Raw genomic sequence first — 21,803 nt, 5'->3', positions numbered from 1 at the left:
GTGCGCCCGCCACGTTGGCCGGCCGGCCATCGACGCGGACCGGCCCCGGACGGATCGTGGAGTCAATCCCCGAACCCCGGAGCGACGCCATGACGAATCTCAGCCTGAACCTCACCGAGTCCGCGGCCATGTACCCGGACCACCCCGCGATCCGGCTGGACGACGACGTCCTGCGCTACGCCGACCTCGATGACGCGGTATCCCGCGTCGTCAGCCTGCTCCGCGAGTACGGCGTGCAGTCCGGTGACCGGGTCGGCGTGATGCTGCCGAACATCCCCGAGTTCGCGATCGTGTTCTACGGCATCCTCCGGGCCGGCGGCATCGCCGTACCGATGAATCCGCTGCTCAAGCGGCGTGAGATCGACTACTACCTCAGCGACTCCGGTGCCAAGGTGCTGTTCGCCTGGCACGAGGTGGCCGCCGAGGCCGAAGCCGGATCCAAGGCCGCGGGCACCGAGCACGTGCCGGTGGCACCGGGTGAGTTCCGCACCCTGATCTCGACCCGCCAACCGGCGCCGGACCCGGTCAGCAAGGACGGTTCCGACACGGCGGTGATCCTCTACACCTCCGGCACCACCGGCCGGCCGAAGGGCGCCGAACTGACCCACGCCGGCCTGAACGCCAATCAGGCGGTCAGCGCCCGGACACTGTTCCGGATCGGGCCGGAGGACGTGGTCATGGGCTGCTTGCCGTTGTTCCACGTCTTCGGACTCACCTGCGGCCTGAACACCGCGATCGCCAACGGCGCAACCTTGACCATGATCCCCCGCTACGCCCCGGCGAAGGCGCTCGAGGTCATCGCCCGCGACGGCGTCACGGTGTACGAGGGCGTGCCCACGATGTACGCCGCCATGCTCGGCGTCCCCGGGCGCGAGTCGTACGACGTGAGCACGCTGCGCACCTGCGTGTCGGGTGGGGCCGCGCTTCCGGTCGAGGTGCTGCGCGCCTTCGAGGAGGCGTTCGGCTGCATCATCCTGGAGGGCTACGGGCTGTCCGAGACCTCGCCGGTCGCCTCCTTCAACCATCCGGACGCGACCCGCAAGCCCGGGTCGATCGGTACGCCGATCGAGGGCGTGCGGATGCGAGTCGTGGACGACGCGCACCGGCCGGTCCAGCCGGGTGAGATCGGCGAGATCCAGATCGGCGGCCACAACGTGATGAAGAGCTACTGGAACAAGCCCGACGCCACCGCGGCGACGATCGACGCCGACGGGTGGCTGAGCACCGGGGACATGGCGCGGCAGGACGAGGACGGCTACTTCTTCATCGTCGACCGCAAGAAGGACCTGCTCATCCGCGGCGGGTACAACGTCTACCCCCGCGAGGTCGAGGAGGTTCTCTACGAGCACCCCGCGGTCGCCGAGGCGGCCGTGGTCGGCATTTCGCACGCGTCCCTCGGCGAGGAGATCGGCGCGGCCGTCGCCCTCAAGCCCGGTACGACGGCGACGCCCGCCGAACTGCGCGACTTCGTCAAGACCCGGATCGCGGCGTACAAGTATCCGCGCGCGGTGTGGATTGTCGACAATCTGCCGAAGGGACCGACCGGCAAGATCCAGCGCCGCGACGTCCTCGTCCCGGAAGGTGTGCTCCGATGACCACCCACGACGCTCGCGCCGACGCACTCGCCGCGCCGCTCGACCTGTTGCTGACCAGCGCCGCCATCGGCCCGATGCGCCGGCTGATGCCGAACGCCTCCTGGGCCCGGATGACGACCGGACTGGCCGCCCGGCCGCGCACGGTCGCCGGCCGCGCCGTGGACCTGGCCGGCGAACTCGGCCGGATCGCGATCGGTCACTCCGACCGGGCACCGTCCCGCCGCGACCGGCGTTTCTCGGACCCGGCGTGGACGCACAACCCGGTCCTGCGACGAATCGTTCAGGCCTACCTGGCCGCGGCCGAGACGGCCGGCGCGCTGACCGCGGACGCACAACTGGAGTGGCGGGACCGGCAACGGATGGGCTTCGTCGTCGACAACGTCGTCGAAGCACTTGCCCCGAGCAACAACCCGCTGGTCAACCCGGTGGCCTGGAAGGCGCTGATCGACACCGCCGGGCTGAGCTCGGTCGCCGGCGCCCGCAACCTGGTCCGCGACCTGGCCACCGCGCCGCGGGTGCCGAGCATGGTCGAGCCGACGGCGTTCGAGGTCGGTACGACGGTCGCCGCGACCGCCGGCGCGGTCGTGTTCCGCAACGAGCTCCTGGAGCTGATCCAGTACACCCCGCAGACCCCGAAGGTCCGCACCGTGCCGCTGCTGATCGTCCCGCCAGTGATCAACAAGTACTACGTCGTCGACCTGGCACCGGGCCGAAGCATGGTCGAGTACTTCGTCGCTCAAGGCCAGCAGGTGTTCACGATCTCCTGGCGGAATCCGGACGCCCGGCATCGCGACTGGGACCTCGACACCTACGGCCAGGCGATCCTCGACGCGATGGACGCCGTCCAGCGGCTCTGCCGCACCGACAGCACGCAGCTGTTCGCGACCTGTTCCGGCGGAATCCTCGCCTCGATGGTGCTCGCACACCTCGCCGCTCGCGGTGAACTCGACCGCGTCGCCGGCTTCACCCTCGCGGTGTCGGTGCTCGACCAGACCCACGCCGGCTTCGCGTCGGCTGCTTTGGACGAGCGCGTGGCCGCGGCGGCCGTAGCTTCATCGGCGGCCAAGGGATACCTGGACGGCCGGGCGCTCGCCGAGGTATTCGCCTGGCTGCGGCCGACCGATCTGATCTGGAGCTATTGGGTCAACAACTACCTGCAGGGACGACCACCGGCTGCCTTCGACGTGCTGTTCTGGAACGCCGACACCACCCGGATGACCGCCGCACTGCACCGTGGTTTCGTCGAGCTGGCGATGGCCAACGCGCTGACTCAACCGGGGAAGGCGACCATGCTCGGGTCCGCGGTCGACCTCAGCAAGATCGGCACCCCGTCGTACGTGATCGCCGGGATCGCCGACCACATCTGCCCGTGGCAGGCGTGCTATCGCAGTACTCAGCTGCTTGGCGGCGAGACCCGGTTCGTGTTGTCCACGGCCGGGCACATCGCCTCGATGGTGAATCCGCCCGGCAATCCGAAGGCGACGTACCAGATCAACGAGGCCAACCCGCCGGACCCGGACGAGTGGTTGCGCACAGCAACGACAGAGCAGGGGTCCTGGTGGCCCGACTACGCCGACTGGCTGGGCAAGCGCAGCGGCCGGCTGAAGGCCGCACCGGAGGACCTCGGCGGCGGTGGGTTGGACCCGCTCGAAGCCGCGCCCGGCAGTTACGTGCGAGAGGCCTGAGGTGGAGATGCTGACCGCCGCCGGGAGACGGATCCGGTACGACGTACGGCTGGGCGACCCGCGACGAACGCCGCTGCTGCTGTGCTGCGGGATCGGGGCCGGCTTCGAGGTACTGCAGCCGGTGGTCGACGTGCTGGACCGGACGGTGATCCGCTTCGACGTACCCGGCGTCGGCGGCTCGCGGGTCGGGCTGCTCCCGGACGGGATCCCCAGACTCGCGTGGATGGTCGACCGGATGCTGACGCAGCTCGGCTTCGCTCAGGTCGACGTACTGGGACTGTCGTGGGGTGGCGCGCTCGCGCAGCAGCTCGCCGCCCAGCACCGGCGGCGTGTCCGTCGACTGGTACTGGTGAGCACTGGCACCGGCGCCCTGATGGTGCCCGGGCGGCCGACCACCCTGCTGCGGATGCTCACGCCGCGACGCTTCGGCGACCCCGGGTACGCCGCCGGAATCGCCGGTGCCATCTACGGCGGAAGCGCCCGGGAGCACGCCGGTGACATCCGAAAGGTGTTCCAGAACCAGGTGCGGGCCGGATCGCTGCGCGGCTACCTCTACCAACTCGCGGCCGGCGCCGTCTGGACCAGCCTGCCGTTCCTCGGCCTGATCCGGCAGCCGACGCTGGTGCTGACCGGCGACGACGACCCGATCATCCCGGTCGTCAACGGCCGGATCCTGGCCCGTCTGATCCCGCACGCCGAACTGCACATCTACCGCGGCGGGCACGTCGAGCTCGTCACCGAGGCACCCGCGCTGGTGCCCGTCATCACCCGATTCCTGTCCGCCGAGGGGGACGCATGACCACCGACCCGATCGACTTCTACGGCCTCGAACTGCTGCTCGACAACCATGACCGCGAGCTGTTGCACGCCGTCCGCGAGTTCGGCGACAAGCAGGTGACGCCGATCATCAACGACTACTGGAACCGGGCCGCGTTCCCGTTCGAACTGATCCCGGCGCTGCGCGACCTGGGCATCGTCGGTACGCCGTACACCGGGTACGGCTGCCCGGGCCGCAGCTTCCTGCTCGACGGGCTGATCGCGATGGAGCTCAGTACGGCGGACCCGTCGATCGCCACGTTCTTCGGCGTACACAGCGGGCTCTCGATGGGATCCATCTACCTGTGCGGCTCCGAGGAGCAGAAGGAACGCTGGCTGCCGGCGATGGCCCGGCTGGAGAAGATCGGCGCCTTCGGCCTCACCGAGCCCGAGGTCGGGTCCGGCGCCTCGCGCGGGCTGCAGACCACCGCCCGGCGCGAAGGCGACACCTGGGTCCTGGACGGCCAGAAGAAGTGGATCGGCAACGCGACATTCGCCGATCTCACCGTGATCTGGGCTCGTGACGTCGAGGACGGTCAGGTGAAGGGCTTCGTGGTCGAGAAGGACACACCGGGGTTCACTACCACCAAGCTCGAGGACAAGATGGCGTTGCGCGTCGTACAGAACGCGCTCATCACCCTGGACGGCGTACGGGTCCCGGACGCGAACCGCCTGGCCGGCGCGGAGTCCTTCCGCGACACCGCCAAGGTCCTGCTGATGACCCGCGCCGGCGTCGCCTGGATGGCCGTCGGCTGCGCCCGTGGCGCCTACCGTCATGCCCTTGCCTACGCGGGAGAACGCGAGCAGTTCGGCCGGCCGATCGCGTCGTTCCAACTCGTTCAGGACCTGCTCGTCCGCATGCTCGCCAACACCACAGCCTCCGCCACCTTGTGCGCCCGCCTCTCCCAACTCCAGGACGCCGGCCTCGCGTACGACGAACACGCGTCACTCGCCAAGGCCTTCTGCACCGTCCGGATGCGCGAAACCGTCGGCTTCGCCCGCGAACTCCTCGGCGGCAACGGCATCCTCCTCGAACACAACGTCGGCCGCTACGTCGCCGACGCCGAAGCCATCTACTCCTACGAAGGAACCCGCGAAATGAACACCCTCATCGTCGGCAAATCCATCACCGGCCACTCCGCCTTCCTCTGACTACTGGCTCAAGACGATCACCGCGCGGGCGCCGCTTGCCCGGCCTGGTTCGAGTTCGAGTGCTCCGCCGCATCTGGCAACCAGGCGGCGGCAGAGGACGAGACCCAGTTGGGCGCCGGTGGCGTACCGGCCCGTCGTTCCTGGCGCGGCGCCGTCGTTGTCGACGGTGAGCACGCTGCGATCGCCGACCCTACGAGCCTGGATGTGGATGCGTTGTGCACCGGCGGCGACCGCGTTTCCGAGCAGGTTGCGGAGGATCAGGCGGAGGGCGGCGGGTGCCATCGGGAACTCGCCGGTCACGCTGGTGACGATCTCGGCGGGCAGACTGTCGAGATCCGCGGCAGCCTGTTGCAGGCAATCGGCGACGGGCGCGTGACTCCGGTCGGCATGATCGGCACGTGCTGCCTCGAGGATCGAGTCGACGAGGTCGAGGGCGCGCTGCATGGCCTCCCGTGGCTCGTCGGCGTCGATCGCGAACCTCAGGATCGACTTCAGGTCGTGCGCGATCAGGGCCGACGCGTCCTCGAGCGCCTCGTTCCTGCGTGCGAGGCGCGCAACGTGTTCCGCCAACTCTTCCGCGATCCGTCGGTACGTCATCCGTGGACTCCTCGAACTCTAGGACTGGCCGATGAGGCCGTGGGACAGGGCGAACATGACCAGTTCGGCGCGAGTGCCGAGCCGGAGTTTGCGCATGATGTGTGCGCGATGCGTGTCCACGGTCCGCACCGAGATGAACAGACTCCGTGCGATCTCCTGGTTGGTGTAGCCGAGGGCCAACTGGTAGAGAATGTCGCACTCACGCTCGGACAGGGGTTGGAGCGCGGCCAGCTGATCGCCCACCACCAGCCTCGCGCCAAGTGCTGGCTCGACATACGTCTCGCCGGCACAGATCCGGCGCATCGCACCGATCAACGCTTGGTCCGACGAGCCCTTCGAGATGTACCCGGACGCACCGGCCAGCAGAGCACGCCGTACGGTGCTCGCGGACGCCTGCGCCGACATCATCAGAATCTTCGTGCCGGCCGCGACACGTCTGAGCGGTGCGATGGCGTCACAGCCGTTCGTCCTCGGTAGCACGACGTCCAGCAGGATGAGATCGGGCTGAAGCCGCTCTGCGAGCGACACCGCATCAGCCGCGTTCCCCGCCTCGCCGACCGGCACGATGTCGGCCTCCCCCGCCAGCCGCGCCCGAAGCCCGGCACGGACCAAACCGTGGTCGTCGACGATCAGAATCCTCATCACACAACCGAGCCTAGGGCCGGAATCGGCCAGCAGATAAAGCGATTCGGCAACCCTGCACGCCTGGCAAGGCCGCGTGCACGGAGAACACAGTCGTACGCCGTGGCCGTGGCTAGCGTGCAGATCGTCAGTACCGAACCGAATCCTCAGGAGGAGAAATGACTGACGAAGCAGTGGCCCTGAACGTCAAGGACGAACTGTTCTGGGACCCGAAGGTGGACAGCGAGGAGATCGCAGTGTCCGCGGACGACGGAATGATCACGCTGCGCGGGACCGTCGGCAGCTTCCGGCAGAAGCGCGATGCCAAGAAGGCCGCAGAACGTGTGCACGGAGTCGTGTACGTCGACAACGAACTCTCGGTACGCATTCTCACCAAGAGCCGGCGCGCCGACGCCGACCTGCGCGGCGATGTGCTGCAGGCGATGCTGCTCGACTCGCTGATCCCCACCACGGTCGACGCCAAGATCCAGGACGGGTACGTCACCTTGTCCGGCGCGGTCGACTGGCAGTATCAGCGCGACGAGGCGACGTTTGTCGCCGGCAACGTTCTCGGCGTGACCGGCGTCGACAACGAGATCTTGGTCGGCGGTGACGACGCCCATACAGCCGGCGAGGTGTCGGACGACATCCAGAAGGCGTTCAAGCGGGACGCCAAGATCGACGCCGACAGTCTCGCGGTGGCAGCCTCGGCCGGGACGGTGACGCTCACCGGTAGTGTGCGGTCCTGGTCCGAGCACGACGCGGCCCTCGTAGCGGCCTGGGCCGCCCCGGGCGTCACCACCGTGAACGACCGGCTGGTCGTCACGTACTGATCCGCGAAGCGACTGAAGCCGGCTCCAGGTGGTTGCCACCTGGAGCCGGCTTCAGTCGTATGTTCGGCCGTGGTGTGTCAGCCGACGGATTCGGCCAGATTCTGGGGAGCCGATCCCGCCTTCCGGAGCTGCGCCGCCAGCACCAGCGTGGAGATGCCGTAGACGATGCCGAACAGACCGAACACCGTGGCCAGGCTGACCGCACCGATGTCGGGCCGGATCGCCAGCACGACGCCGAGTGCGATCGAGACGAGTCCGGTGAGCGCCCACATCGCCCGCTCCCCCGCCTCCTCGCCTTGCCGGAACGCCATCGCGACCTCGATGACGCCCGAGACGAACGCCCACACGGCGATCCAGATCGTCAGCACGAGCGCGGTGATGCCGGGCCACGCCAGGGCGGCGATGCCGGCGACGACGTCGAGCAGTGCGAGTAACAGGTAGCCGATCACGGGACCGGCGCTGCGGCCGGCGAACGCGCGAGCTCCATCCGTGGCTGCCGCGATGAAGGCGTAGATCGCGAAGAGAATCACGACCGCGCCGACGGTGACATCCGGCCAGGCGACGGACACCACGCCGATCGCGACGGCCAGCAGGCCTCGCCAGAGCAATGAGGACGACACGGATTTGAACATCAACAGCCTCCTTGGTGATTGATCACGACGCGACGTCGGCGTCGATCGGGTTGTTGGTGAGTGCGTAGGCGCGCTGCTTGTGCTGGTGCAGCGCACGCCATTCGCGCGGCGACATGCCGAACGCCTCGCGGAAGGTGCGACTGAAGTGGGTCGCATCGCCGAAGCCCCAGGCATGCGCGATGGCGGAGATCGTCCGGCCCGCCGTCGCGCTCCTGGCGAGCTCACGCCGGCACCCCTCCAGCCGACGTACCCGGATCCATTCGCCCAGCACGATGCCGGACCGCGACAGCGTCGTGTAGAGATGCCGGACCGAGATGTTCTGGGCGGCGGCGATCTTCGCCGCGGTGAGGTCCGGATCGGTGAGATGCTGCCGGGTGAACTCCATGATCCGCAGCGCGAGCGTGTTCTCCATCGGTTCGCCGGCCAGCACACCGGCGCCGAGCTGCGTGGCGACGACAGCCCGGATCAGCTCGATCGTCGGGGCCTCGAAGACGTCCAGGTCCGCCTCGGCGGCGAGCCGTTGATCACCGACCAGCCGGGTCAGGTACGCCGCCGCGAGGTTCGCGACCGGATTGCGTGGGCCGAGGCGCAACCCGGCGACGCGGGCGAGCGCGTGATCGGTCAGCGCCAGATCCGCCCTCGGGACCCGGACGGAATGCTGGTGGTTCCCGTCCTGGCTGGTCGACAGGTACGGCCGGCGAGCGTCGAGCAGGATGAGATCGCCCGGCGACAGCACCGTTCGCCGGTTGTACTGGACGACCGATCGCCGGCCCGCCAGCTGCAGCTCGACGATGATGCTCGGCTCCGGATCGGCCCGGGCCAGCCGTACCGTACGCCGCACGGTCAACGGCGTCGTCGTGACCGTCAGGATCGACAGCCGGCCCAGCCTGCCACCGGTACCTCGCGCGGACACCTCGTCCGGACCGACGTGGTGCAGGACCTCCACCGGCACCGCGGCGCTGCCCATCGCATCCCGCAGCAGCCGGAGCCGGTCGCCCGGCGGCATGGTCGCGGTGTCGAACAACTCGGGCAACGAGCTGTTGTGGTCGGATGGCAACGAGCGAGCCATGGCAGCCTCCTGGCGGTCATCGCGAGCGTCCTGCGCTCGACATCGACGACGCTAGGAGGCCGCGTGCGGCCCACACATCGGCAATCCGACGCAACGATGACCCAAATGAGCCGACCGTCACCCCCGCCGGGCCCGGTGCCGATGGATCCCGGCGACTGCCACGGAACAGATCAACGCTGCGGGAATGGCCTTGCGGACCAGAGGTCCGGCGGCGGCCTTCTTCTCCGTGGTCACCTCCGGCTCGTGCCGCGGGCCGGCCAGCTTGATCAGGTGTTCGAGCATCGTCTTCATCGCGCACTCCTTCTCGAGGGCATGTGGGTCATGCCTGTGCCGAAACGGTAGGAGCGCACCGGCCGTCCTGATCTGCGCGGAACGCGCCACTTCTCTGCGTTTTGCGCTCACTTGGATTCAGTGGGGCTGCCGGCGGGTGGCCTCGAGGGCCAGGCAGAGTTGCGCGACGTCGCGAGGTGCGGTCACGGTGCGGCCGGTGAGCTCGACGATCCGGCGCAGTCGTTGGCGGACCGTGTTGGGGTGGACGAACAACTGCTTGGCTGCCTCCGCGGTCGATCCGCCGCAGTCACGCCAGGCTTCCAACGTGTCCAGCAGAACCTCACGGTCGGCCGCAGCGTCCAGCGGGCCCAGGGTCGAGCCGACGATCCGGGCCATCACCTCGGGCGTACTCGCCGCGGTCACGGCGAGCGGCGAGTCGTCGAAGAGGGTGACCTTCGCGCCGGGTGCGGTGCCGAGAATCGCGAACTTCGCGAAGCGCAGGGCCTCGCGCGTCCCGTCGAGTGTCGAGTATCGCGGGCTGATACCGACCCGGTGCTCGGCGTGCTTGGCGAGCGCGGCGACGAGCTGGTCCATCCGGCCACTCTCGGGCAGTACGACGATGCCCACCTGCAGGTCCGCGAGCAGCCGCCACGCGGACGCCAGTCCGACCGACCGCAGCCGCACCTCCATGTCGGGCAAGGCCTGGCGGCCGACCCCCGGCAGCTCCGCGGCGACCACGACGAACGGTCCCCGACGGGAGATGCGCAAGATCTCCGCGGCTTCCCAGAGGGTCTCGTGCTCAGTGATCCGGCCCTCCAGGAGCGCCCCCACCAGAGCGGAGCGTTCGTGCTCCTGGGCGATGATCCGCTCGGCCACCGCGTCCCGGTAAGCGTCTGCCATCGCGTCCGTGAAGTCGTCGAGGATCAGCCAGATCCTGGACGCGGCCCGAACCAGTGCGTCGCTGCTGAGCGCGCGAGTCTCCCTCGCCTCGGCGACCAAGGCCTCCCAGATGAATCTGCCGCCGACCCGGTAGGCGTCCATCGCCTTGGCCAGCGGCACACCGGCGTCGACACGGTGCCGACCGCTCTGCCGCGCATAGGAGACGTCCGCTCCCGCCGGCCCACAGAGGGCGGGCAGGACCGACTTCAGCTGTGCACGACAGTCCTCGCGGAGATCGGCGTAGGGGACCAGTCCGGTGTCGACGTACGACGTGACCTCCTTCTGGATCCACTCCGCCATCGACTCGGCCAGCTCGCCGATCCGGTCCAGCAAGGCCGTGGCCAGCACAGCGATCTGGCGATCGAGATCCGCGTCGTCGTGCCCGGTGTCCATCTGCTGATGGTAGGGCTTCCGTTCGTCCGTTGGCCGTACACGATCGCTGACGGGCGCGGGTGATGACAGTCGGCTATGAACGCGGCATCGGTCCGCTGCTCGGCTCCCGGATCAGATGCTTGTGCAGCTCCTCGGTCAGCGTGTGAATCTCCCGGGTGAGCTTCGTATTGTCCTTCAGTTCCAGCTCTTGCTCGGTGAAGTCGTGATCAGCCTTGGCCTCCTGGAAGGCGGACTGCCGGTTCTGCCCGATCATCACGAACGTGGACAGGAAGATCGCCTCCAGGGACACGATCAGCGTCAGGGTCGGCCACGGACTGGACTCGAAGAAGAGCATCCAGACCGCGAACACGATGGCGTGGATGTAGACGAAGGTCATCGAGCCGGCAAAGGCGGTGATCGCGTCGGCGATCCGCAACTGGAAGTCCTTCGCTCGCTTCGCGCGGGTCGCGGCGACAACAGGATGGTGCTGCTGAGCACTTGTGTCCGTGGCATTCATGGGATCCCCGGACCGTCAGCTCTTCGGCGCCAGGTCGTCGGCGTCGGCCCGGGCAATGGTGGCGTCGACGATGGCGTACTCCGCGTAGTCAAGGGCGTAGATCGCGAAATCAATCGCATCGGCCGCATCCAGCTCGGCGTCGTCGGCGCGCTGCTCGGCGCGCTTGAGATCGCGTTCGGCCTTGTGCTGCTCGCCCTTGGCGCGCAGTTCGGCGACGTGGCTGTCCATGGCCGTCCGAAGATCGTGCCACTTCGACTGGGCGTCGGCCTGCGCCTTGGTCGTCCCTTCGTCGATCCGGGCCCGCTCGGCGCCGACGGCCGTCTGCAGCTGCGCCTTCTGCGCCTGCAACCGTTCCCGGTTCTTCGCCTTCGCGGCGTCGACGACGTCCTCGGTCCGCTTCGTACGGTCGGACAGGTCGCTGAGCTGCTCCGAGAGCTTCTTCATGGTGGGGGCCTTCCTCAATCGTCGGGGTTGTGTTCGATCCTGGCCGGCAGGACTGCGTACGACCGTACGAGCGCGCAGCCGAGCGTGGTCTGCGGATGATGCTCAGACTCTCGGCTTTTCGTGCCGAATGTCTCCCACCACTGCTGACGGCGCCGAACGCTGTGGGCGCGTACATCGACTCTGGGCCGGCCCGATCGGATCCTGGAAGTGGCCGTACTTCCTCCCGTGGGAATCAGGTCACGATCAGTTGCGAAAGGATGCACGACGGTGAAGTCAGAGCCCGTGGGACGCGCGGCCGAACTGGAGCGGATCGACTCACTCCTCGAGCGGTACACCTCGACCCGGCCCGCGCTACTGCTGCGTGGCGATCGGGGTATCGGCAAGACCGCGCTGCTCGACGCCGCGGCAGAGCGGGCGGCGGCCCGCGGAATGCGGACTCTCCGTGCCTTCGGTGCGGAATTCGAGGCGGGGCTGTGCTTCTCGGCGCTGCATCAACTCCTCTACCCGCTGCGCGACCGGGTGGACCGGTTCGCCGGCCCGCACCGCCGTACCCTCCAGCAGATCCTGGATCTCACGCCGGGACTGTCACCGGATCCGTTGGTCGTGACTGCGGTGCTCGCCCTCCTCAGTGAAGCCGCCGCCGAGCGGCCACTCCTGCTGATTGTCGACGACATCCCCTGGTTAGACCCCGCCAGCGCGGCCACGCTGGGGTTCGCAGTCCGCCGCTTCGGCCACGACCCGATCGCCCTCCTGGCGGCCGCGCGGACGGGTACCCACGGTCTCCTCGACCGAGTCCAGGTGCCTGAACATGTCATCGCGTCACTCGACGCAGGGTCGGCGCTCAGGCTGCTGGACATCCAGTGGCCCGGCCTGGCTCCGCCAGTCCGGCGGCGAATGCTGGCCGAGGCCGCCGGCAACCCGCTCGCACTCCAGGAGTTGCCTGTGTTGCTGGACGACCGGCAGCGCTCCGGCCAGGACCCGCTCCCCGAATTCCTGCCGTTGTCCGGACGACTGCGGGCCGCCTTCGCCGAAGAGGCCCGAACGTTGCCCGCCGCAACTAGACGGGTGTTGTTACATGTGGCCCTGGAGCCGGAGGTCAGTCTGGCTGCGATCCAGGGATCGGCGACGGACTCGGTGGACGTCGACGATCTCGCTCCCGCGGTGCAGGCCGACCTGGTGCATGCGGATGCCGGTGGCCGCCGCATCTGGTTCCGGCATCCGCTGATCCGCTCGGCCATCGTGCACCAGACTCCGCCAGGCGAACGCCGGAGCGCACACCAGGCCCTGGCCACGATCATGACCGCTAGCCCCGAGCGCCGCGCCTGGCACCTCGCCGAGACCGCCACCGGACCCGATGAAGCTGTGGCTCGCGCCCTGGACGAGGCCGCGACGTCCGCCAGACGCGGGGGTGCGGCGTCCGCGGCTGTGACCGCGCTCATCCGGGCCGCCGACCTCAGCCCGCACGCGGCCGATCGGTCCCGGCGGTTGATCGAGGCGGCCCATCTCGCCGGCATCACCGGCCAACTCGACGAGGTACCCCGGTTGCTGGCCGACGCCGGCCAGGCCCGGGACACGCCGACCGGCCTGGTCTTCGCCACCACCGCCCATCTCCTCACCAACCAGGACGGCGATGTCGCCGCCGCCTACCGACTGCTGACCCGAGCGCTCGACGATGTCGACAGTACGGCGAACAACGACCGCCGGTGGAACTCTTGCGGCATTCTCTACGCACTACTGCTCGTCAGCCTCTACTCCCTCCGGCCGGAGCCGTGGGAGCTCCTCGACAAGGCCATGGCTCGATTCGAACCGGAAGCAGTCGCCCCGTTCCGTCTGTGCCACGACGCGTACGTCGATCCGTCCCGGTCCGCCAGTGCGGTGCGCGACGGCCTCGCTCAGGCATTCGCCGCGCTGCCCGCCGACGCGGGACCCTGGCAACTGCTGCCCCTGGCCTTCGCAGCCGTTGCGATGGATGTCCTGTCCGACTATCGCTACCTGCTCGCGCGGATGATCGACCGGGAGCGCGATGGTGGCGCGATCGCCATGGTCATCCCCGGCTTGATGCTGCTCTGCCACGACTCGTACATCCACGGGCAGTGGGACGAGGCCGAGCGCCTGGCCCAGGAGGGGCTGGACCTGGCCGCGGTCTACGGATACCACTTCTGGGAGGGCCAGATCCGGGCCTTGCTGGCCTCGGGCGCGGCGCTGCGCGGCAACGCGGATCTCTCCCGATCCCGCCGTACCGAGACCACGAACTGGGCGGCGCCCCGCGGGATGGGGGTGACAGAGGCGTACGCGCGGTCGGCCGGAATTCTCGCGGCCATGGGGCAGGGTGACTTCGACGAGGCGCTGGTCCAGGCGGCGAGGATCGCCCCGGCCGGCGCCCCGACCGTCGGCATCCCGGGCCGGTGGGTGGTGCTCGACCTGGTCGAGGCCGCGGTCCGCTCCGGTCGCCTCGACCAGGCACGCGCCCACGTCACCGCCGCCCAACAGGCCGGCCTGCACCGGATCGGCCCGCGCATCGCGCTGATGATCACCGGCTCGGCAGCCCTGACCGCGGACGACGACGAAGCCGGCACGTTGTTCGAAGCGGCACTGGCGATGCCCGATGCGGCTCGGTGGCCATGCGAGCACGCGCGCGTCCAGTTCGCCTACGGACAATGGCTCCGCCGCACTCATGACACCACTCTCGCCCGGGCACATCTCCGCGCCGCCCTGGAGACCTTCGACCGGATCGGCGCCGAAGGCTTCGCTCAGCGGGTCCGCGCGGAACTCCGTGCGGCCGGCGTCGCGTACGCCGTACCGCCCGACGTCCCGGCGGTTCCACTGACGGCGCAGGAGCGGCAGATCGCCGACCTGGCCGCGACCGGGCTGACCAACAAACAGATCGCCGAACGGCTGTTCCTGTCCCACCGGACGGTGGCGTCCCATCTTCACCGGCTGTACCCCAAGCTCGGTGTCGCCTCGCGCACAGCCCTGCGCGCCGCGCTGGATGCGATCGCCCGGGGCGAGGTTCCTTCGTGATTCCCGCAACCGGTCAGTGGCGGCTCCGATGCCGCAAGGGTGTCACCCCGCCGAGGATCGAGAGCACAGGAGACACCCGACGAAAGGAACTGAGATGAGCTGGGACAGCGACCTGGTCGACAACGTCAGCGACGAACTGTTCTGGGACCCCAAGGTCGACAACGAGGCCATCGCGGTCTCGGCGAAGGCCGGCACGGTCACACTGCGCGGCACCGTAGGCGGTCTGCGCGAGAAGCGGGAGGCGAAGAAGGCGGCACAACGCGTCGTCGGCGTACTGGACGTCGACAACCAGCTGAAGGTGCGGCTGATGGGCGGCGAGGGACGCATCGACGCCGATATCCGCGGCGACGTGCTGCAGGCCCTGATGCTCGACAGCCTGGTGCCGAGCGCGGTCGACGCCAAGGTGCTGGACGGCGTCGTGACCCTCACCGGCACGGTCGACTGGCAGTATCAGCGCGACGAGGCGGAGTTCGTTGCCTCGAACATCGTCGGCGCCCTCGACGTCTTCGACGAGATCGAGATCAAGAACCCGAAGCCGAAGGCCGGGGACGTGCAGGACTCGATCACGAACGCCTTCAAGCGCAACGCCGCTCTCGACGCCGAGGGTCTGCAGGTGTCGACCGACAACGGGATCGTCACCGTCAAGGGAACCGTCGGCTCGTGGGCCGAGCGGGACGAGGCGATCGGCGCTGCGTGGTCGGCACCTGGCGGCACAGCGGTGCGTGACGACCTGACGGTCACCTACTGACCGAAGCACGGCCCGACGGCGCGGGCGGCATCCACCGCCCGCGCCTCGCCGTATCTGAGGAGCAGGTTCATGAAGCAGATCAATCCGCCACTCCAGATCGCCGGTGAGCTGATATCGAGCGCCGGCATCCGCGGCTGCTCCGTGTACGACCGCACGGGCCTCCGAGTCGGCCGGCTCGTCGATCTGCTCGTCAGCCCCGACATGACCGACCCCCGGCCGCCGATCCGAGGAGCTTTGGTCCGCGCCCAGGGCCGGCTGTTCTACCTCCCGGAAGCCGCCATCGCCGGCATCCGCGACTGGACCCTGTACCTCTGCACCGTCGGCCTTACTCTTCGACCCTTGGCCGCTGACCTAGTCCCGCTAAGTCACCAGGTCCGCCACTGTCAGCTGCGCGCCTCCGACGTGATCGTTGCCTGCGGCCCCGACGGCCTCCGCCTGGTCGGCGTCGACCCCAGCCTCCGCACCCTCCTCCGCCGACTCGCCCCCACCCCGCTGCGCCGCAGAGTCATCCGCCACCGAATCCAGCCCTGGCCCTCGCCCGCTCCCCGGCTCACCCCAGCACCCACACTAACTCGGCCCACTCGCCAACCGGTGCCCCCGCAGTACAGGCCCTACACCAGACCGCGCCGCCAGCCTTCAGCCGCCGGACACGGGACGTAGCTCGACGACGGCGATCGGGCGGGTGGTTCTGGTCTGGTACTGCGTGTAGCGGTCGGCGTTGACCGAGTTCACGATCGTCCAGCGGCGGGCGTAGTCGGGGTCGTCCGGCAGCGTCGAGCGTGCGGTGACCGGGATCCGGCGGCGGCCGACCTGGATCTCGCAGCGCGGATCGGCTGTCAGGTTCGCCAGCCAGGCGGGGGGTTTGGGTGATCCGCCTTTGGACGCGACGACCAGGTAGTCGTCGCCGTCGCGGGCGTAGGTGAGCCCGTTGGTGCGAACCTCGCCGGTACGGCGGCCGGTCGTGCGGAGCAGCAGCGTGGGGTTGCCGAAAAGCAGGTGATGACCGAGAAATCCGTCGGTGTGCTCGTAGATCCATTGGTGGGTGCGCAGGACCTGGTGGAAGAAGCTCATCACAGTCCCTTCACCGTTCCATCAGCTGACTCCCACCCTACGGCGAGGGCGGCCGGCGTTGCACTTCGCGGTCGGAGGCGTATGGTTATGAAAGTCATTTTCATCTATGCCGTCGAGGAGATCGTTGTGCCACACCGTGCCTTCGTACGTCGGTTGTCGGGGCTCGCCTTGGCGGTGACTACTGTGATGGCGGCTGCGGCCTGTTCGACCGCGGCGCCTGAGGTTGCCGATTCGTCCACGAGTGGCAGGACGATTCAGGTCGTGGCGGCGGAGAACTTCTGGGGCAGCATCGCGTCCCAGCTCGGCGGCGACCACGTCAAGGTCACGAACATCATCAGCAATCCGGACGCGGATCCGCACGACTACGAGCCGACCGCCGCCGACGCCCGGACCGTGGCCCGCGCGCAGTACACGATCGTCAACGGCATCGGGTACGACGCCTGGGCGGACAAACTGCTGTCCGCCAACCCCACCGACGGCCGCACCGACCTCACGATCGGCGACCTCGTCGGCATCCAGGCGGGCGGGAACCCGCATCGCTGGTACTCCCCCGGCGACGTCCACAAGGTCATCGAGAAGATCACCTCCGACTACAAGTCGCTGGACCCGGCCGACGCCGCCGACTTCGATGCGCTGAAGACGACGTACGAGACAAAGACCCTTGCTCGGTACAACCAATTGATCTCCGATATCAGGACGAAATACGCGGGTACGCCGATCGGTGCTTCCGAGTCCATCGTCAGCCCACTGGCCGATGGACTGGGGCTGAAGATGCTGACTCCGGATTCGTTCCTGAGCGCGATCAGCGAGGGCACCGATCCGACCGCGCGGGACAAGTCGCTCATCGATCAGCAGATCGCCGGTAAGCAGATCAAGATCTACGTCTACAACAGCCAGAACAGCACACCGGACGTGCAGACGCAGGTGAAGGCGGCCGAGGCCAAGGGCATCCCCGTCGCGACAGTCACCGAGACCCCGACTCCGGCCGGTGTGTCCTTCCAGGACTGGCAGGTCAGGCAACTCGAGGGCCTCGAACAAGCCCTCGCCAAGGCCACGGCCAAATGACCGCAGAACCATTTCCACCGGTGCAGCCACGGTTGTCAGCGGCAACGACACCAGGACAGTTGTCAGCGGCAACGCCGACGAGGTCGTTGTCTGCGGCAACACATCCGGCCGCTGCGGTCTCGTTGCGGGGTGCGGCGGTGCGGGTTGGCGGCCGGACGTTGTGGTCGGGCGTCGACCTGGACGTCGGTGTAGGCGAGTTCGTCGCTGTGCTGGGTCCCAACGGTGTCGGCAAGTCCACCCTGGTCAAGGTGCTGCTCGGCGTCATGCCGCCGGCTGCGGGCGACGTACGCGTGCTCGGCGAGCGACCCGGGCGGGCCGGCGACCGGATCGGCTACCTCCCGCAGCGGCGCAGCTTCGACGCCTCGCTGCGGATCCGTGGCATCGACGTCGTCGGACTCGGCTGGGACGGCGACCGCTGGGGTGTTCCACTGCGGGGCCGCCGGCGCAGGGCCGCCCGGGTTGCCGAGGTCATCGAGCTGGTCGGCGCCTCCGCCTCTGCGCACCGGCCGATCGGGCAATGCTCGGGCGGCGAGCAACAGCGTTTGCTCATCGCCCAGGCGCTCGTACGCCGCCCCGACCTGATGCTCCTCGACGAGCCCCTGGACAGCCTCGACCTCCCGAACCAGGCCGCGACGGCCGCCCTGGTCGGAAGGATCTGCCGGGAGGAGGGCGTGACGGTGATGATGGTTGCCCACGACATCAACCCGATCCTGTCCCGCCTGGACCGCGTCGTCTACCTGGCCGAGGGCGGCGCCGTCGCGGGACGGCCCGAGCAGGTCATCACGTCCGAGATCCTGTCGCGGCTCTACCGCACACCGATCGAGGTACTACGGACCTCCGACGGCAGACTCGTGGTCGTCGGGCAGCCGGACGCACCCGCCCCGCTCACCCGATGATTCCGGTCGGTGGGCAGGCGTGGTCCTGGGACCCGGTGACCGACCTGCAGCAGATGTGGGCGTTCCCGTTCATGGTCAACGCCTTCCGCGCGGGCACGATCGTCGCGGTCGCGGCCGCAGTGGTGGGGTGGTTCACGGTCTTGCGCCGGCAGAGCTTCGCGGGGCACACGTTGGCCGTGGTCGGGTTCCCCGGTGCGGCCGGCGCGACGCTGGTCGGCGTCAGTGCGTCGTACGGCTATTTCGCCTTCTGTGTGTCGGCGGCCGTGGTCATCGGAATGATCCCGCGGGACGCCGATGGCCACGAGTCCGCGCTGACGGGAACGATCCAGGCCTTTCTGCTTGCTTGCGGTTTCCTGTTCGCGGCGCTGTACAAGGGATTGCTGGGCGGTGTGACCGCGTTGCTGTTCGGCAGCTTCTTGGGGATCACGGCGACTCAGGTCTGGATGCTGCTCGCGGTGGCCAGCGCCGTACTCGCTCTGCTGGCCGCGATCGGGCGTCCGTTGCTGTTCGCATCGATCGATCCGGATGTCGCAGCCGGGCGTGGTGTTCCGGTGCGGTTGCTCGGGTTGGTGTTCCTGGTCCTCCTCGGGGCGGCGGTCGCCGGGGCCAGTCAGATCACCGGGAGTCTGCTGGTGTTCGCGCTGCTGGTGATGCCGGCCGCAACGGCCCAGACGCTCACCGCGAGCCCACGTCTCGGGCTCGCCCTTTCAGTGCTCATCGCCCTGGTGGTCACCTGGGCCGGCCTGATCGCCGCCTACTACACGCCGTACCCGATCGGCTTCTACGTCGCCACCTTCGCATTTACCGGCTACGTGCTCGCGTTGACCGGTCGACGGGCTCTGGCATGACGACGTTCTTTCAGCATGCCTTGCTCGCCGGTACGGCGATCGCCGCAGCGGCCGGCCTGGTCGGGTACTTCCTAGTCCTGCGTGCTCAGGTCTTCACCGGCGATGCGCTGAGCCATGTCGCCTTCACCGGCGCGCTCGCCGCGCTGGCGGTCGGTGTCGATCCACGGTTCGGGCTCTTCGCCGCCACGATCGGCGTTGCGCTGCTGCTCGGCGTACTCGGCCGTCGCGGTCGGCCCGATGACGTCGCCATCGGCAGCGTGTTCAGCTGGATCCTCGGCCTCGGCGTCTTCTTCCTCACGGTCTACACCACCTCACGCAGCGCGGCGAACGGCGGCGCCGGAGTCAACGTGCTGTTCGGGTCGATCTTCGGGCTGTCGGCCTCGCAGGCCGTGACCGCGGCGGCGATCGCGGCCGCCATCTGCGCGATCGTCGCGGCCATCGCCCGGCCGTTGCTGTTCGCATCGATCGACGAGGCGGTGGCGGCTGCTCGCGGTGTACCCGTTCGACTCCTGGGCCTCGGTTTCCTGGCCCTGGCCGGCGCCTGTGCGGCCGTCGCGACCCAGGCCGTGGGTTCGCTGTTGATTCTGGGGCTCCTGGCCGCTCCCGCCGGTGCCGCGCAGCGCCTCACCGATCGTCCCTACCGGGCTCTCGCCTTGTCGGCAGGGCTGGCGGTCACCGAGATGTGGGCCGGGCTCGCCCTCAGCTACGCGGTGCCGAACGTGCCTCCGAGCTTCGGCATCCTCGCCGCCGCGACCGTCGTCTACGCCGGGGCGACGATATCCACCTCGTTGCCTTCGGGGTCAGCAAGTGTGCAGCGACCCTGAGCCGGCTCGGCCAGGATCCGTCCCCCGGCGGCGACGGCTGCGTCGATCCGGGCCCGGGCCTGGTCGTCCGGTACGACGAGGTCGAAGTGGATCCGGTTGCGCTGCCGGAGCCGTTCCTCGTCGGCTGCGCCCATCTGCTGGAAGATGATCACCGGGTTGAGCCGGCGCGGATCGTAGATGTCGGACACGTTCGGCCGTGGGTCGTGCTGGTAGCCGAGCAGGGTCGTCCAGAAGTCCCGCACTGCGGGAACATCGACGGCGTCGATACCGAATTGGACGAAGCGCAGGCGCGATGGGTCCGCGGCGAGCGCCAACTCGTGGGCCGCGGCCTGAACCCGACCGGCAAGCGCCGCGAAGCGAGGCACGTCCTCCTCCCACAGATCCTTGCCGCTGTCGATCGTGACGCCGTCCGGCCGGAGGTCCACCATCAGCGGCACACCCGCGTCGTCGGCCAGACCGGCCACGGCCGTAGCGAGCGCGGCTTCCTGCGCGGGTGAGGAGGTCGGATAGAAGGTCATCGCGCCGAAGACCACTTGCCAGTCGGCGGTCTCCGGCCCCTCCGAGAGCTCGCCGCCCGGGACCAGATCGACCTCGTTTCCTTCGGTGTCGGCGAGCGTGAGCTGCCACGCGCCGTACGCCTCCGTGCCGAGGGCAGTCTTGACCGCCTCCACCGCTTCGGGCGATCGGCTGACATCGAAGTGGATCCGATTGCGCAGCGGTCGTGGTTGGTCCAGGCGGTGGAACGAGATCGGCGGGTCCCGTCGCAGCGCGTCCGCCAGGCTGTTGTCATCGGCCGGCTCGTAGGCGAGCGCCGTACGCCAGAACGACATCACCGAGGACCTGTCCGCGGCGTCGATCGCGAATTGCACGGTCTGCAGCGCGGCCGGATCCGCAGGCAGGCCGAGGTCCTGAGCCGCCGCCGAGATGGCGCTGGCGAGCTCCACGTCGAGATCGGAGGAAGCACCGATCCGGACCCGAACCCCGCCGGAGCGGAGATCCAGGTCCGGCAGGCCGGGCGCCAGGTCGGCGATCCGGCCGACGAGCGCCGCGCCCGCGGTCTGCGACGGCGCGTCGAACCAGGCGCTCGCGCCGCTGCCCAGGACCCGCCAGTCCTCGACGCCGCCGGCTTGCTGGAACTCGGTCGCCTTCATGCCGGTGACACCGTCGCACTCATCACGCAGTGGTTCTTGCCCTTGGGGCGGGAGTAGGTGAACCCGGCCTGCGCGAAGAGACTGCGGGTGCCGTTGTAGAGGAACGAGGCGGTGATCTGCTTGCCGGCGGTGTCCTGTGGGTACGCCTCGACGACCCCGCCGCCCGCCTGCGCGATCAGTTCCAGAGCGCCGCGCAGGGCGACCGCGGACACGCCCTGGCGCCGATACCGCCGGTCGATGAAGAAGCAGGTCAGCCGGTAGTCGGGCGGCTCGCTGAGCCCGGCCTCGTACTCCTTGCGGTGGTTGATGTTCGGCAGCTCCTGCGGTGCGCCGTACTCACACCAGCCCACCGCGACGTCCCCGTCGAACACCAGCGCGGCGTGGGCCCGCCCCTCCGCGACCAACCGCTCCTTCAGAGTGCGGTTGTCCGCCGCCTCGAACGTCTTCTCACCGTGCAGCGTGTGGAAGAACGTGCACCAGCATCCGCCCCATACTCCGTTGTGCCGCTCCGCGAGATCCGCGAAGGCGGCCCAGGTCTCCGGGGTGAGCGGCCGGACGGTGAGCTCGCCCGGAACCACCTTGGTCTTGGCCATGCTCTCAGGTTAGGACGCTATCCGGACGATCTCCGTCCGGAAAC

24 protein-coding genes are annotated in these 21,803 nt (G+C 68.9%); 11 read left to right on the top strand and 13 right to left on the bottom strand.

Going from position 1 to position 21,803, the window contains the following annotated elements; translation table 11 throughout:
* Window positions 1-89: 89 nt before the first annotated feature.
* The 4 genes from OG558_RS33335 to OG558_RS33320 are packed head-to-tail and all read left to right on the top strand — an operon-like array spanning window position 90 to window position 5,248.
* On the top strand, window positions 90-1,595 hold the full coding sequence (locus OG558_RS33335; protein ID WP_405066523.1) for a long-chain-fatty-acid--CoA ligase: 1,506 nt from the start codon (window positions 90-92) through the stop codon (window positions 1,593-1,595).
* A complete protein-coding gene (locus OG558_RS33330; protein ID WP_405066522.1) occupies window positions 1,592-3,280 on the top strand; it encodes a PHA/PHB synthase family protein in 1,689 nt (562 codons plus the stop codon). The genes OG558_RS33335 and OG558_RS33330 overlap by 4 nt, the downstream gene beginning before the upstream one ends.
* 7 nt (window positions 3,281-3,287) lie before the next feature.
* Window positions 3,288-4,079: a poly(3-hydroxyalkanoate) depolymerase gene (phaZ, locus tag OG558_RS33325; protein WP_405072247.1), complete on the top strand. Its 792-nt coding sequence runs from the start codon at window positions 3,288-3,290 to the stop codon at window positions 4,077-4,079.
* Window positions 4,076-5,248 (top strand): acyl-CoA dehydrogenase family protein, encoded by a 1,173-nt coding sequence (locus tag OG558_RS33320; RefSeq protein WP_405066521.1) that lies wholly within the window; start codon window positions 4,076-4,078, stop codon window positions 5,246-5,248. Before phaZ ends, OG558_RS33320 begins: the two co-directional genes overlap by 4 nt.
* Here OG558_RS33320 and OG558_RS33315 read toward each other — a convergent pair whose 3' ends face one another.
* Together OG558_RS33315 and OG558_RS33310 are read right to left on the bottom strand one after the other, a co-directional pair.
* A complete protein-coding gene (locus OG558_RS33315) occupies window positions 5,249-5,845 on the bottom strand; it encodes a sensor histidine kinase (RefSeq protein ID WP_405066520.1) in 597 nt (198 codons plus the stop codon).
* A gap of 18 nt (window positions 5,846-5,863) precedes the next feature.
* The gene (locus OG558_RS33310; RefSeq protein ID WP_405066519.1) at window positions 5,864-6,487 is read right to left on the bottom strand and encodes a response regulator; all 624 of its coding nucleotides are present in this window, start codon (window positions 6,485-6,487) and stop codon (window positions 5,864-5,866) included.
* 158 nt (window positions 6,488-6,645) lie between these two features.
* On the opposite strand from OG558_RS33310, the gene OG558_RS33305 reads away from it, so the two are divergent.
* Complete coding sequence (locus OG558_RS33305; RefSeq protein ID WP_405066518.1) at window positions 6,646-7,299, top strand: BON domain-containing protein; 654 nt, start codon at window positions 6,646-6,648, stop codon at window positions 7,297-7,299.
* A 77-nt stretch (window positions 7,300-7,376) separates the two neighbouring features.
* On the opposite strand, the gene OG558_RS33300 is transcribed toward OG558_RS33305, so the two are convergent.
* From OG558_RS33300 to OG558_RS33275, 6 genes are all read right to left on the bottom strand, one after another.
* Window positions 7,377-7,931, bottom strand: a complete 555-nt coding sequence (locus OG558_RS33300; protein WP_405066517.1) for an HdeD family acid-resistance protein — start codon at window positions 7,929-7,931, stop codon at window positions 7,377-7,379.
* Between the two features lie 22 nt (window positions 7,932-7,953).
* Window positions 7,954-9,000 carry a helix-turn-helix domain-containing protein gene (locus tag OG558_RS33295; RefSeq protein WP_405066516.1) on the bottom strand — a complete coding sequence of 349 codons (1,047 nt, stop codon included), beginning with the start codon at window positions 8,998-9,000 and terminating at the stop codon, window positions 7,954-7,956.
* Window positions 9,001-9,117: 117 nt separating this feature from the next.
* Window positions 9,118-9,291: a hypothetical protein gene (locus tag OG558_RS33290; protein WP_405066515.1), complete on the bottom strand. Its 174-nt coding sequence runs from the start codon at window positions 9,289-9,291 to the stop codon at window positions 9,118-9,120.
* Window positions 9,292-9,408: 117 nt separating this feature from the next.
* Window positions 9,409-10,602, bottom strand: coding sequence for a PucR family transcriptional regulator (locus tag OG558_RS33285; RefSeq protein WP_405066514.1), 1,194 nt, complete (start codon window positions 10,600-10,602; stop codon window positions 9,409-9,411).
* Between the two features lie 73 nt (window positions 10,603-10,675).
* The gene (locus tag OG558_RS33280; protein WP_405066513.1) at window positions 10,676-11,098 is read right to left on the bottom strand and encodes a DUF1003 domain-containing protein; all 423 of its coding nucleotides are present in this window, start codon (window positions 11,096-11,098) and stop codon (window positions 10,676-10,678) included.
* A 15-nt stretch (window positions 11,099-11,113) separates the two neighbouring features.
* Window positions 11,114-11,542 carry a hypothetical protein gene (locus tag OG558_RS33275; protein WP_405066512.1) on the bottom strand — a complete coding sequence of 143 codons (429 nt, stop codon included), beginning with the start codon at window positions 11,540-11,542 and terminating at the stop codon, window positions 11,114-11,116.
* Window positions 11,543-11,809: 267 nt separating this feature from the next.
* Here OG558_RS33275 and OG558_RS33270 point away from each other — a divergent pair, with 267 nt between their 5' ends.
* The gene (locus OG558_RS33270; RefSeq protein WP_405066511.1) at window positions 11,810-14,563 is read left to right on the top strand and encodes an ATP-binding protein; all 2,754 of its coding nucleotides are present in this window, start codon (window positions 11,810-11,812) and stop codon (window positions 14,561-14,563) included.
* 94 nt (window positions 14,564-14,657) lie between these two features.
* A complete protein-coding gene (locus OG558_RS33265) occupies window positions 14,658-15,311 on the top strand; it encodes a BON domain-containing protein (protein ID WP_405066510.1) in 654 nt (217 codons plus the stop codon).
* Here the strand turns inward: OG558_RS33265 and OG558_RS33260 are convergent.
* The 3 genes from OG558_RS33260 to OG558_RS33250 all read right to left on the bottom strand — a co-directional run bounded on the left by OG558_RS33260 (window position 15,305) and on the right by OG558_RS33250 (window position 16,382).
* Window positions 15,305-15,439 (bottom strand): hypothetical protein, encoded by a 135-nt coding sequence (locus tag OG558_RS33260; RefSeq protein ID WP_405066509.1) that lies wholly within the window; start codon window positions 15,437-15,439, stop codon window positions 15,305-15,307. The two genes, OG558_RS33265 and OG558_RS33260, sit on opposite strands and share 7 nt — an antisense overlap.
* A 232-nt stretch (window positions 15,440-15,671) precedes the next feature.
* A complete protein-coding gene (locus OG558_RS33255; protein ID WP_405066508.1) occupies window positions 15,672-15,827 on the bottom strand; it encodes a hypothetical protein in 156 nt (51 codons plus the stop codon).
* Window positions 15,828-15,947: 120 nt separating this feature from the next.
* Window positions 15,948-16,382, bottom strand: coding sequence for a nitroreductase family deazaflavin-dependent oxidoreductase (locus OG558_RS33250; RefSeq protein WP_329477499.1), 435 nt, complete (start codon window positions 16,380-16,382; stop codon window positions 15,948-15,950).
* An 87-nt stretch (window positions 16,383-16,469) separates the two neighbouring features.
* On the opposite strand from OG558_RS33250, the gene OG558_RS33245 reads away from it, so the two are divergent.
* The 4 genes from OG558_RS33245 to OG558_RS33230 all read left to right on the top strand — a co-directional run bounded on the left by OG558_RS33245 (window position 16,470) and on the right by OG558_RS33230 (window position 20,015).
* Complete coding sequence (locus OG558_RS33245; protein ID WP_405066507.1) at window positions 16,470-17,447, top strand: metal ABC transporter solute-binding protein, Zn/Mn family; 978 nt, start codon at window positions 16,470-16,472, stop codon at window positions 17,445-17,447.
* Between the two features lie 137 nt (window positions 17,448-17,584).
* Window positions 17,585-18,343 carry a metal ABC transporter ATP-binding protein gene (locus OG558_RS33240; protein ID WP_405066506.1) on the top strand — a complete coding sequence of 253 codons (759 nt, stop codon included), beginning with the start codon at window positions 17,585-17,587 and terminating at the stop codon, window positions 18,341-18,343.
* Window positions 18,340-19,191, top strand: a complete 852-nt coding sequence (locus OG558_RS33235; protein ID WP_329477505.1) for a metal ABC transporter permease — start codon at window positions 18,340-18,342, stop codon at window positions 19,189-19,191. The genes OG558_RS33240 and OG558_RS33235 overlap by 4 nt, the downstream gene beginning before the upstream one ends.
* A complete protein-coding gene (locus OG558_RS33230; RefSeq protein ID WP_405066505.1) occupies window positions 19,188-20,015 on the top strand; it encodes a metal ABC transporter permease in 828 nt (275 codons plus the stop codon). The genes OG558_RS33235 and OG558_RS33230 overlap by 4 nt, the downstream gene beginning before the upstream one ends.
* Here the strand turns inward: OG558_RS33230 and OG558_RS33225 are convergent.
* Entirely contained in the window at window positions 19,952-21,166 is a 1,215-nt protein-coding gene (locus tag OG558_RS33225) for a VOC family protein (RefSeq protein WP_405066504.1), read from the bottom strand. The genes OG558_RS33230 and OG558_RS33225 overlap by 64 nt on opposite strands.
* Window positions 21,163-21,759 carry a GNAT family N-acetyltransferase gene (locus tag OG558_RS33220; RefSeq protein WP_405066503.1) on the bottom strand — a complete coding sequence of 199 codons (597 nt, stop codon included), beginning with the start codon at window positions 21,757-21,759 and terminating at the stop codon, window positions 21,163-21,165. The genes OG558_RS33225 and OG558_RS33220 overlap by 4 nt, the downstream gene beginning before the upstream one ends.
* Window positions 21,760-21,803 lie beyond the last annotated feature (44 nt).

Origin of the sequence: Kribbella sp. NBC_01510, assembly GCF_045040325.1 — a bacterium.
In the GTDB taxonomy this organism is placed as follows: Bacteria; Actinomycetota; Actinomycetes; order Propionibacteriales; family Kribbellaceae; genus Kribbella.
This window is presented reverse-complemented; position numbering and strand designations above follow the sequence as displayed.

Bases quoted from the DNA above. Each gene is read 5' to 3' on its own strand.
- OG558_RS33335 (WP_405066523.1), top strand. From the start codon at position 90: ATGACGAATCTCAGCCTGAACCTCACCGAGTCCGCGGCCATGTACCCG.
- OG558_RS33330 (WP_405066522.1), top strand. From the start codon at position 1,592: ATGACCACCCACGACGCTCGCGCCGACGCACTCGCCGCGCCGCTCGAC.
- phaZ (WP_405072247.1), top strand. From the start codon at position 3,288: ATGCTGACCGCCGCCGGGAGACGGATCCGGTACGACGTACGGCTGGGC.
- OG558_RS33320 (WP_405066521.1), top strand. From the start codon at position 4,076: ATGACCACCGACCCGATCGACTTCTACGGCCTCGAACTGCTGCTCGAC.
- OG558_RS33315 (WP_405066520.1), bottom strand. From the start codon at position 5,845: ATGACGTACCGACGGATCGCGGAAGAGTTGGCGGAACACGTTGCGCGC.
- OG558_RS33310 (WP_405066519.1), bottom strand. From the start codon at position 6,487: ATGAGGATTCTGATCGTCGACGACCACGGTTTGGTCCGTGCCGGGCTT.
- OG558_RS33305 (WP_405066518.1), top strand. From the start codon at position 6,646: ATGACTGACGAAGCAGTGGCCCTGAACGTCAAGGACGAACTGTTCTGG.
- OG558_RS33300 (WP_405066517.1), bottom strand. From the start codon at position 7,931: ATGTTCAAATCCGTGTCGTCCTCATTGCTCTGGCGAGGCCTGCTGGCC.
- OG558_RS33295 (WP_405066516.1), bottom strand. From the start codon at position 9,000: ATGGCTCGCTCGTTGCCATCCGACCACAACAGCTCGTTGCCCGAGTTG.
- OG558_RS33290 (WP_405066515.1), bottom strand. From the start codon at position 9,291: ATGAAGACGATGCTCGAACACCTGATCAAGCTGGCCGGCCCGCGGCAC.
- OG558_RS33285 (WP_405066514.1), bottom strand. From the start codon at position 10,602: ATGGACACCGGGCACGACGACGCGGATCTCGATCGCCAGATCGCTGTG.
- OG558_RS33280 (WP_405066513.1), bottom strand. From the start codon at position 11,098: ATGAATGCCACGGACACAAGTGCTCAGCAGCACCATCCTGTTGTCGCC.
- OG558_RS33275 (WP_405066512.1), bottom strand. From the start codon at position 11,542: ATGAAGAAGCTCTCGGAGCAGCTCAGCGACCTGTCCGACCGTACGAAG.
- OG558_RS33265 (WP_405066510.1), top strand. From the start codon at position 14,658: ATGAGCTGGGACAGCGACCTGGTCGACAACGTCAGCGACGAACTGTTC.
- OG558_RS33260 (WP_405066509.1), bottom strand. From the start codon at position 15,439: ATGCCGGCGCTCGATATCAGCTCACCGGCGATCTGGAGTGGCGGATTG.
- OG558_RS33250 (WP_329477499.1), bottom strand. From the start codon at position 16,382: ATGAGCTTCTTCCACCAGGTCCTGCGCACCCACCAATGGATCTACGAG.
- OG558_RS33245 (WP_405066507.1), top strand. From the start codon at position 16,470: ATGAAAGTCATTTTCATCTATGCCGTCGAGGAGATCGTTGTGCCACAC.
- OG558_RS33235 (WP_329477505.1), top strand. From the start codon at position 18,340: ATGATTCCGGTCGGTGGGCAGGCGTGGTCCTGGGACCCGGTGACCGAC.
- OG558_RS33230 (WP_405066505.1), top strand. From the start codon at position 19,188: ATGACGACGTTCTTTCAGCATGCCTTGCTCGCCGGTACGGCGATCGCC.
- OG558_RS33225 (WP_405066504.1), bottom strand. From the start codon at position 21,166: ATGAAGGCGACCGAGTTCCAGCAAGCCGGCGGCGTCGAGGACTGGCGG.
- OG558_RS33220 (WP_405066503.1), bottom strand. From the start codon at position 21,759: ATGGCCAAGACCAAGGTGGTTCCGGGCGAGCTCACCGTCCGGCCGCTC.